This window comes from Sphingomonas sp. (assembly GCF_036677245.1).
GTDB lineage: Bacteria > Pseudomonadota > Alphaproteobacteria > Sphingomonadales > Sphingomonadaceae > Allosphingosinicella.
Map to the genome: position 1 here is coordinate 29,971 of NZ_JAKFCG010000091.1, position 9,499 is coordinate 39,469.

Genomic DNA, 9,499 nt, shown 5'->3' on the forward strand with positions numbered 1-9,499 from the left:
CGATATGAGCTTGCTCGACCGATTCCTCACTGGTTTCATTCGTCGCGGTGAATTGGTGGTCATCGACCACGAGGGCGTGACCCACCGGTTCGGCAGTCCCGATCCACGGCACCGGCCGGTGACGATCCGGCTGACCGACGCGAGGGTGCCGATCGATCTCGCCCGGAGCCGCTCGCTCGGAACCGGCGAAGCCTATATGGACGGCCGGCTGATCGTCGAGCAGGGCGACATCCTCGACCTGCTCGATATCGTGAAGGCCAACGGACGCTGGGAGCAGAGAGGGCGCAGGCGGCGCGTCGCCAGCGCCAAGGCGAAAGTCGCGCGGACGGTGCGCTCGTACAACTGGGAGCGCCGCTCGAAGCGCAACGTCGCGCATCACTATGACCTGTCGGACCGGCTTTACGCCTTGTTCCTCGATTCCGACCTTCAATATAGCTGCGCTTATTACGCTTCCCCGTCGAATAGCCTCGAACAGGCTCAAGCCGACAAGAAGGCGCACATCGCGGCCAAGCTCCATCTCAAGCCGAAGCAGAAGGTGCTCGACATCGGTTGCGGCTGGGGCGGAATGGCGCTCTACCTCAACCGGGTTGCCAACGTCGACGTGCTCGGCATCACCCTGTCCGAGGAGCAACTGAAGGTCGCCCAGCGGCGCGCCGCGGAAGCCGGCGTCGCCGACCGGGTCAAGTTCGAGCTGCGCGACTACCGCAAGCTCGAAGGCCGGTTTGACCGGATCGTGTCGGTCGGCATGTTCGAGCATGTCGGCCCGCCGCATTACCGCACCTTCTTCCGCAAATGCCGCGACCTGCTCGTCGAGGACGGCGTCATGCTGCTCCACACGATCGGCCGCTTCGGCCGCCCCGGCAAGACCGATGCCTTCACCGAGAAATATATCTTCCCGGGCGGCTATATCCCGGCGCTTTCCGAGGTGGTCGCGGCAAGCGAGCAGGAACGGCTGCTCGCCGCCGACGTCGAGACCTTGCGGCTCCATTACGGCTACACCGCCGAGGAATGGTATCGCCGCGCCACCGCAAAGCGTGACGAGATCGTCGCGCTCTACGACGAGCGGTTTTTCCGATTGTGGCAATTCTATCTGGCCGGCGCCGCGGTCACCTTCCGGCACGGCGGAATGGGCAACTACCAGATCCAATATATCCGCGACCGCGATGCCGTGCCGATCACGCGCGACTATATGGTCGAAGCCGAAGCGCGGCTGCGGACGCTCTGAGCCACCTCACCGCAAGCGTTCAGCCTCGCGGGGCGGAAGGCCGAGAACCACCTCTATTCCGCCGCAATCTCCATGACGCCGCGTGGTTCGCCGAGCTCTCCGATCTGGGCGAGAAACTCGTCTATCGCATGGTCGACCGGGCGTAGCAGCAGGCCGCGGGTGCTGGTCAGTGCGTTGTTCGCCACCGGTCCGTCGACCGGCAGGATCAGCGAGCCGTCATAGCCTGCGCCCTCGGCCACGCGGTGGGCGAATTCGTGCCAGCTGAGCTTGCCTTGGTTGGCCAGGTGCCAGATGCCGGTCTCGCCGTCGATCAGCAGGTCGAGCGTCGCATGGCAGAGATCGGGAACGTAGGTCGGCGAAACCGCACTGTTGCGGCAGGCTCGGACCGGCTCGCCGCGCGCCAGCGCGTTCAACGTCGACCAGGCGAAATTATATTTGTCCCATGGCCCGAAGAAGGCGCTGGTGCGGATCACCAGCGCCTGCCCGCCAAGGCCAAGCACATTCTCCTCGGCCTGCGCCTTGCTGAGGCCGTAGACGCCTGCCGGCCGCACCGCGTCCTGCTCGCAATAGGCTCGGCCGAGCTTGCCGTCGAACACAAGGTCGGAGGAGAAGGTCACGAACGGAGTGCCGGCCTCCGCGCACGCCCGTGCCAGCAACTTGGGACCGGCTGCGTTGGCCGCGAGGCACGCGTCCTTCTCTTGTTCCGCATCGGCGACGCGGACGAAGCCCGCGGCGTTGATGACCGCCCACGGCTGATAGCGGGTGATCGCCGCGTGGACCGAATTTTCATCGCAAATGTCGATCTCGCCCCGGGTCGTCAGGCAAAAGGGGAGGCCGCGATGCTCGCAGATGCGCGCGAAGGCGCTGCCCAGCGTCCCAGTCGCGCCGGTGATCAGCAGCTTGCGCCCGCCGTTGTAGAGCGTCTTGCAGTTGCCGTGCCACGGGTAGAGCCGCATCGGCCGGCGCCACCATCCCGGCGCGTCGAGCACCGGATGATCGAACTGCTTGCCCTCGGCAAAAGCGGTCGCCGCCTTGGTGATGATCGTGGGACGCGGCTTGGCGCCACGGGCATCGAACGCCCCGACGTCGTAGATGCCGTCGTGGCGCGTCAGCAGCGAACGCCAGTCGACGTTGCCGAACATCGACCACAACGTCACCGCACGTATGTCCATTCCCGCTTGCCGCTCCGCCTCGGCGGCATGCCAGACCTCGGCGAACCAGCGCAATTGCTCGTCGCGGGTGCAGCCGTGGTGGACCTCGGAGATGACGATCGGAATCCGGTACCGCTCCCAAACCTCGCGCAGCCGCGGGCCGATACCGGTCTTGGGGTGGAGGCGGTGGATGCGGACTGCCTCGGCATCGACGTAGGTATCGCTTCCGTTCCCGCCGACGGCGAGCCCCGGGTAGAGTTCCGGACGGTGGTCGAGGAAGCGTTCGCTGGTCAGATAATGGTTGATCCCGAGGATGTCGGGCTTGGCCTCCCCGCCTTCGAACGGCTCGAGCTCGCAGTCGCGGATGCCGCTCTCGCGGAAGATCTTGCGCCAGCGATGCTTGGCCGTGAGCTGTCCCGCGAGCAGGTCGAAGCTCAGCCAGCGCCGCTCGTTCTCATGCGCGGCCTGATAGCGCAACGGCTGGGTCGAGAAGGTCTTGCCGAGGTCTTCGGTCTGCAGCAGCAACGCGTCGGGATTGAACGACCGGATCGCGCGCATTGCCGCCAGCGTACCCTGGCATTCGTTGAGCAATGCGCGAAGGAACGAGCGGCGGTCGCGCCGGTGCGGATACCAATGGCCGTAGAGGCCGCTGAAGCGCGCCGTGGTGAGCGGCTCGTTGACCGGCGTCCACATCCCGATCCACGGATAGCGTTCAGCGACGCGCGCCGCGAACTCGCCGAACTTGGCGGGAAAATCGGGATCGAGAAGATTGGTGTAGCGCGGACCGGAGCCGTGGTGCAGCAAGCCACCGACGACGTCGATGCCGCGCTCGCGCAACATCGCGAGGCGTTCGTCGGTCCAGCCGAAATCGAGCTTGTCCGGTCGGTCCGGGGCGATCGTTTCCCACAGGATCGGATAGCGGACGGTGCGGATGCCCATCTCGGCGATGCGATCGATATCGTCGCTGCGGCCGAGATGGCCGGTCTCCGCGACCTGATCGCGGTAGCTGTCGCCAACCCTTACGATGGTGCACTCGACGCCGCCCCAAAGCTCCACTCTGGAAGCCTGGGCTGTGTTTTGCGCTGGTTTCATAAATGCTGATTGAGCTCCTGACGGGCGAGTAACGAACACTGCCCGCGCCAAGGGGTTCCCAAAAGACGTGCGCTGTCTGATGCAGATTAGAGCGATCGTGCACTCGGCTCCCCTCGCAAGCATGGCTGCGGGCACTGCGGCGAAGGCCCCGCGCAACGCTAGGAATTCGGTAAACCTTCTCGTGCATGATCGCTCCGGGCAACAGGGTGAGGCGATGATGGGATTGCAACGAAGCGCGCTGCGGTTGGCAGGAGACCTCATCCCACGGATGCAAAGACGGCTGATCGACCAGCGCAGCGAAGATCGGCACGGCGGGGTCGTCGAGCGTGCCGCGATCATGTTCCGCGATCAGGAATATATCGTCCCGGTGATCAACATCTCTTCGCGCGGCACGATGATCGAATGCGACATCATGCCGCGGATCGGCGAGACGATCGTCATCCGCTTCGAGGATTGCTCGCCCATCCACGGCTTCGTGCGCTGGGTGCGCGACGGCAAGCTAGGGCTCAATTTCGGGCATGAGATCATTCTTGGCTGATTGCGATCTCCAGCGGCTGACCAAGCACGACGACGGCCACAAGGCCTGCAAGGAATAATATATGATGATCACCGCCAGGATCGTTCCCGATCTTAGCGCCGGGCGCGATGCGCGGCGCGACGCGCGCGTCGATGCCACCGCCGAGGTCGGCCTGCGCGAGCTCGGCAGCAACGGCGTCGATGCGCAGCTGATCAACATCTCGAGCCTTGGCTTCATGGCCAAGACCGACGCCGAGATCGCGCCCGGATCGCGGGTGTGGCTGACCCTGCCGGGGATCAGCCGGGTCAATGCGCTGGTCGTCTGGGCGAAAGGCGGCAAGCTCGGCGGCGAGTTCGCGGCGCCGATCGATCCGCTCAAGGTGCTCCAGGCGATCGGCAACCGCTCGCACAACAGGCGCAACTAAGCAGGGCTTAAGCCGCGCACCGGCGCTCGGCATTCAGTGCGCGGGGCCGGCGATTGTGGCCGCCGTGCCGCGGGTATGAAAAAAGGCGCCGCATTGCTGCGGCGCCTCTTCGATTGCGAAGGTCGGCTTTACGCGACCTTGGCTTCTTCCAGATCCTCGGGATCGCGCAGCACATAGCCGCGTCCCCAGACGGTCTCGATATAATTGTCGCCGCTGCAGGCCAGGCTCAGCTTCTTGCGGAGCTTGCAGATGAAAACGTCGATGATCTTGAGCTCCGGCTCGTCCATCCCGCCGTAAAGGTGGTTGAGGAACATTTCCTTGGTGAGCGTGGTGCCCTTGCGGAGCGAAAGCAGCTCCAGCATCGCATATTCCTTGCCGGTCAGATGCACGCGCGCGCCATCGACCTCGACCGTCTTGGCATCGAGATTGACCGCGAGCTTGCCGGTCTTGATCACCGACTGGCTGTGGCCCTTCGAGCGGCGCACGACGGCATGGATGCGGGCGACGAGCTCGTCGCGATGGAATGGCTTGGTGACATAATCGTCGGCGCCGAAGCCGAGCGCACGCACCTTCGAATCCATCTCGCTGATGCCCGACAGGATCAGGACCGGGGTGCCGACCTTGGCGACGCGCAGCTTCTTGAGCACGTCATAGCCATGCATGTCCGGCAGGTTCAGGTCGAGCAGGATGATGTCGTAGTCGTAGAGCTTGCCGAGGTCCAAGCCCTCCTCGCCCAAGTCCGTCGTGTAGACGTTGAAGCCCTCTGACGTGAGCATCAGCTCGATGCTCTTGGCAGTCGTCGGCTCGTCTTCGATCAGCAACACACGCATGGCGGTAACGCCCCCTTTTTTGCCGTGTGGCTCCCCAAACCTGATGGTCTTTGGAACCCGGTAACCTTCATTAACCACGCAACAAATGAAGTTAAAAGGTTAATTTGCCGTTAAACGAGGGGCTTGCGCGAGTTGCTTCGTATCGTTGCGCATCTGCAACAGCCGTGGCAGGGCGGATCTCATGTGGGAAAACTACGTTTTGTTCATCGATGGCGAAGCGATCGTGATCGACAAGCCGGCGGGCCTCGCGGTCCATCCCGGCTCGAAAACGCGCGAGAGCCTCGAGGATTATCTTCACCATTTCCGATTCGGATTCCAGCGCCTTCCGCTCCCGGTCCATCGGCTCGATCGCGATACCAGCGGCTGCCTCTTGCTCGCGCGCAATCCCAAGGCGCACAAGCGCTTCCAGCGCGCGTTCGAGGAGAAGAAGGTGGCGAAAGCCTATATCGCCGTGCTCGACGGCATCCCGAAGGACGACGCCGGCACGATCGACATCCCGCTCGGGAAGGTCTCGACGGCCGAGGAGGGGTGGCGGATCGTGCCCGATCCACGCGGCAAGGCGGCCGTCAGCCATTGGCGGGTCGCGGCGGTGCGCGACGGGCGCGCGGTGATCATCTTCACGCCCGAGACCGGGCGGACGCATCAGCTGCGCGTCCATGCCGCCGAGGGGCTCGGCATCCCGATCAGCGGCGATCCCGTCTACGGCGCCGGCAAGGGGCCGATGCTGCTCCACGCGCACAAGCTCGAGATGGTGCGCGTGGACAAGCCGCCGGTCAGCGCGGTCGCGCCGCTGCCGCCGACCTTCGTCAACGCGGGCTTCGGCGATGTCGACTATTGAGCCGGGTCCGATTCCCGACGATGCGCTCGAGGAACGGTTCATCACCTCCAGCGGACCGGGCGGGCAGAACGTCAACAAGGTCGCGACCGCCGTCCAGCTACGCGTCGACGTCTTCAGGCTGGGGCTCGCGCCGGACGTCTATTCACGGCTCAAGCAGCTCGCCGGCAGCCGCATGACCACTGCCGGCGAGATCGTGATCACCGCGCGCAGCTATCGCACCCAGGAAGCCAATCGCCAGGATGCGCGCGAGCGGCTGGCGGATCTGCTCGCCAAGGCCCATCTTCGTCCTATCAAGCGAGTCAAGACCAAGGCCAGCCGCGCCGCCAAGGCGAAAAGGGTGGACAGCAAGACGCGCCGCGGCGCGATCAAGGCAGCGCGCGGCCGGCCGCAAACGGACTGAAGCTGATGTACGATTTTGCCATCGAGGCCGAGGACAAGGTCGAGCTTTACCGCCAGCTCAACGCGGCTGCGGCGGCGCTCACCGAAGGCGAGCCCGATCCGATCGCCAACATGGCCAATGTCGCTGCCTTGCTGTGGGAGTCGGTGCCCGATCTCAACTGGGCCGGCTTTTACCGCGCGATCGGCAAAGAGCTGGTGCTCGGGCCGTTCCAGGGCCGCCCCGCCTGCATCAGGATCCCGTTCGGGCAGGGCGTCTGCGGCGCCGCCGCAGCCAGCATGGAGCCGCAGTGCGTCGACGACGTCCATGCCTTTCCCGGCCATATCGCCTGCGACGTCGCCTCGGCTTCGGAGCTGGTCGTGCCGATCGTCGATGCCGGCGGGTTGATCGCGGTGCTCGACCTCGACAGTCCGCGCCCTGGGCGCTTCGATAAGGATGATGTCGCGGGCTGTGTCGAATTGGCACGGCTGCTTGCGCCGCGGCTCCGACCCGTGGTCAACCCGCCCGCCGAGGGTTAAAAAAGCCCTAATCCTGCCGGTGTCTTGCCGTCGGGCGAATAGGGGATGCCATATGATCACGGTGGCGAAATCGTCCTGGGCCGTCGGGTCCCTGACCGCGGGCGCATTGCTCTTTTCGACGAGCGCGCTGGCGACCGAAAGCAGCTCGATCTCGACCGCCGCGGCAATCCAGCTGGCGGGCGCCGGCACGAGCTGGGGCGGGGGGAAACACGGCGGCGGCATGCACCGCGGCGGCGGCAAGCACCATGGCGGCGGCAAGCACTACGGCGGCGGCAAGCACTACGGCGGCGGCAAGCACCATGGCGGCGGCAAGCACTACGGCGGCGGCAAGCACCATGGCGGCGGCAAGCACCACGGCGGCAAGCACAACCGGCACTTCTCGCATGGCTTCGGCGGCGGCTTCGGCTGGCCGGGGGGCTATTATGGGGCACCGTCCGGCAATTGGTGGGTCAGGGTGATCATGCCGCCGGTCAATCCCTGTCCTTATTACGGCTATGGCGGTTGGGCCTGGCCAGAACCAAGGGTCGAGCATGGCGAGGGCATGGCCCCGCCGCCGCAGGGCGATCACGGTTATGCCGATCGCCATGATGGCGACGCGCCGCCGCCGGGCTGGGACGAACGCGACGGTCCGCCGCCGCCGCCTCCGCCCCCGCCGCCTCCGGCAGGCTGGGACGGCAAGACGCCTTATTACAATTACGGCAATCCCTATTGCGGCGGCGTCATCAAGGTCGTCGAGACGACCACGACCACGGCGCCGCGGGTGATCGAGAAAAAGGTCTACACCAAGGAGAAGGTGAAATACCGCCCTCGCACCAAGGTGAAGTACCGCAGCAAGATCATCGGCGAAAAAGGCTGATCCGCCGGCGCATCTGAAGCGCACGCCTGAAGCACCGGCGCCTCGGGCGCTAGACGTCCAGGATGTCGTCGCCGAGCGCTGCAGGAACGATGATCAAGGGGCAGGGCAAGGTCCCCGCGGCCGCGCCGGCGAAATGGCTGATCAGCGGCCCCGGTCCGCCCTCGGCCGACGCGCCGAGCACCAAAGCGCCGGCGTGGTCCGATTCCTTGAGCACTTCGGTGATGACCTTGACCGGATCACCCTGCCGCACCAGGATCGCCGGGCGAATTCCCGCCGCCTCGAAGATCGCGCCTGAAGCCTGCAGCACCATCGCCTCCGCGCGAAGCTTGGCCTCCTCCTCCATCGCCGCCTGCACGCCGCCCCATTGGACGAATTCCTGAGGCGGAATCAGCGCCAGGATCTCGACGCCGGCGCCGGTGCGCGCGGCACGCCGCGCGGCATAGCCAAGCGCTGCGCGCGCTTCCTCGGTCTCATCCATCACGACCAGATAGGTTCGCATCGGCCCCTCCTGAGGTGCCGAGGTGCGACAGATCACCCGCGCGCGCAAGCCTCACGCTTGGCCACAACCTTCGCCGCACCCTTGACCGCACCCTTGACCGAAGGGGCCGAATTGCTGTTGAGACGGGCGACATTCAAGCGGAAGAACCAGGCGCATGCCGATTGAGCTCAAAATGCCCGCCCTGTCCCCGACGATGGAGGAAGGGACGCTCGCCAAATGGCTGGTCAAGGAAGGCGACCAGGTCGCCTCCGGCGATCTGCTCGCAGAGATCGAGACCGACAAGGCGACGATGGAGTTCGAGGCGGTCGACGAAGGCACGATCGCGAAGATCGAGGTGGCCGAGGGGACCGAGGGCGTGAAGGTGGGCACCGTCATCGCGATGCTCGCGGGCGAGGGCGAGGATGCGAGCGCTGCGGCGAGCGCGCCAGCTCCGGCTCCGACTCCGACTTCGACTTCGACATCGACGCCAACACCTCCGCCCGCTCAGCCTGAGCCTGTCGAAGGCCAACAGGCGACGATTGCGAAAGGTGCTTCGACAAGCTCAGCACGAGCGGACTTGGGCGGGAAGGGCGACCGCGTAATCGCCTCACCCCTCGCCAAGCGGATCGCCGAACAGAAGGGAATCGACCTTGCCGGCGTAACCGGCAGCGGGCCCAACGGCCGCATCGTCAAGGCCGACGTCGAAAACGCGCAGCCCGGCTCCGTCGCCGCCGGTACTGCGCCCTCCGAAGGACGCGCGGCACCCGCACCGACCGCGGCGACGCCTACCGCGCTGCCCGACTTCGGCATACCGCATACCGACGAGAAGCTCGGCAACGTCCGCAAGGTCATCGCGCGCCGCCTCACCGAGGCGAAACAGACGATCCCGCACATCTACCTCACCGTCGATGTCCAGCTCGACAAGCTGCTCAAGCTGCGGGGCGAGCTCAACGCCGCGCTCGAGCCGCAAGGGGTCAAGCTCAGCGTCAACGACCTCTTGATCAAGGCGCTCGCCAAGGCGCTGCTGCAGGTGCCCAAGTGCAACGTCAGCTACGGCGGCGACGTGCTGCGGACATTCAGCCGCGCGGACATTTCCGTGGCGGTCGCCGCGCCCAGCGGCCTCATCACCCCGATCATCGTCGATGCCGGATCGAAGTCGGTCAGCGCGATCGC

General features: G+C 65.6%; 11 protein-coding genes. 8 read left to right on the forward strand and 3 right to left on the reverse strand.

What is annotated here, in order from left to right:
• Positions 1 to 4: 4 nt before the first annotated feature.
• Positions 5 to 1,225 carry a cyclopropane-fatty-acyl-phospholipid synthase family protein gene (locus V6M48_RS10825; RefSeq protein WP_332812553.1) on the forward strand — a complete coding sequence of 407 codons (1,221 nt, stop codon included), beginning with the start codon at positions 5 to 7 and terminating at the stop codon, positions 1,223 to 1,225.
• Positions 1,226 to 1,278: 53 nt separating this feature from the next.
• Here the strand turns inward: V6M48_RS10825 and V6M48_RS10830 are convergent, their stop codons facing one another.
• Complete coding sequence (locus V6M48_RS10830; protein WP_332812554.1) at positions 1,279 to 3,432, reverse strand: family 1 glycosylhydrolase; 2,154 nt, start codon at positions 3,430 to 3,432, stop codon at positions 1,279 to 1,281.
• A 253-nt stretch (positions 3,433 to 3,685) separates the two neighbouring features.
• Here V6M48_RS10830 and V6M48_RS10835 point away from each other — a divergent pair, with 253 nt between their 5' ends.
• Complete coding sequence (locus tag V6M48_RS10835) at positions 3,686 to 4,006, forward strand: PilZ domain-containing protein (protein ID WP_332812555.1); 321 nt, start codon at positions 3,686 to 3,688, stop codon at positions 4,004 to 4,006.
• A gap of 64 nt (positions 4,007 to 4,070) precedes the next feature.
• Positions 4,071 to 4,409 (forward strand): hypothetical protein, encoded by a 339-nt coding sequence (locus tag V6M48_RS10840; RefSeq protein WP_332812556.1) that lies wholly within the window; start codon positions 4,071 to 4,073, stop codon positions 4,407 to 4,409.
• Positions 4,410 to 4,537: 128 nt separating this feature from the next.
• On the opposite strand, the gene ctrA is transcribed toward V6M48_RS10840, so the two are convergent.
• Complete coding sequence (gene ctrA / locus V6M48_RS10845) at positions 4,538 to 5,239, reverse strand: response regulator transcription factor CtrA (protein ID WP_332812557.1); 702 nt, start codon at positions 5,237 to 5,239, stop codon at positions 4,538 to 4,540.
• A gap of 181 nt (positions 5,240 to 5,420) precedes the next feature.
• Between ctrA and V6M48_RS10850 the strand changes: the two genes are divergently transcribed.
• The 4 genes from V6M48_RS10850 to V6M48_RS10865 are packed head-to-tail and all read left to right on the forward strand — an operon-like array spanning position 5,421 to position 7,848.
• Entirely contained in the window at positions 5,421 to 6,077 is a 657-nt protein-coding gene (locus V6M48_RS10850; protein WP_332812558.1) for an RluA family pseudouridine synthase, read from the forward strand.
• Positions 6,064 to 6,477, forward strand: a complete 414-nt coding sequence (gene arfB / locus V6M48_RS10855; protein ID WP_332812559.1) for an alternative ribosome rescue aminoacyl-tRNA hydrolase ArfB — start codon at positions 6,064 to 6,066, stop codon at positions 6,475 to 6,477. The genes V6M48_RS10850 and arfB overlap by 14 nt, the downstream gene beginning before the upstream one ends.
• A gap of 5 nt (positions 6,478 to 6,482) precedes the next feature.
• The gene (locus V6M48_RS10860) at positions 6,483 to 6,992 is read left to right on the forward strand and encodes a GAF domain-containing protein (RefSeq protein ID WP_332812560.1); all 510 of its coding nucleotides are present in this window, start codon (positions 6,483 to 6,485) and stop codon (positions 6,990 to 6,992) included.
• A 52-nt stretch (positions 6,993 to 7,044) separates the two neighbouring features.
• Positions 7,045 to 7,848 carry a hypothetical protein gene (locus V6M48_RS10865; protein WP_332812561.1) on the forward strand — a complete coding sequence of 268 codons (804 nt, stop codon included), beginning with the start codon at positions 7,045 to 7,047 and terminating at the stop codon, positions 7,846 to 7,848.
• Between the two features lie 49 nt (positions 7,849 to 7,897).
• On the opposite strand, the gene V6M48_RS10870 is transcribed toward V6M48_RS10865, so the two are convergent.
• Entirely contained in the window at positions 7,898 to 8,347 is a 450-nt protein-coding gene (locus V6M48_RS10870; RefSeq protein WP_332812562.1) for a universal stress protein, read from the reverse strand.
• 154 nt (positions 8,348 to 8,501) lie between these two features.
• Between V6M48_RS10870 and V6M48_RS10875 the strand changes: the two genes are divergently transcribed.
• A partial coding sequence (locus tag V6M48_RS10875; RefSeq protein ID WP_332812563.1) for a 2-oxo acid dehydrogenase subunit E2 occupies positions 8,502 to 9,499 on the forward strand: 998 nt, incomplete at its 3' end.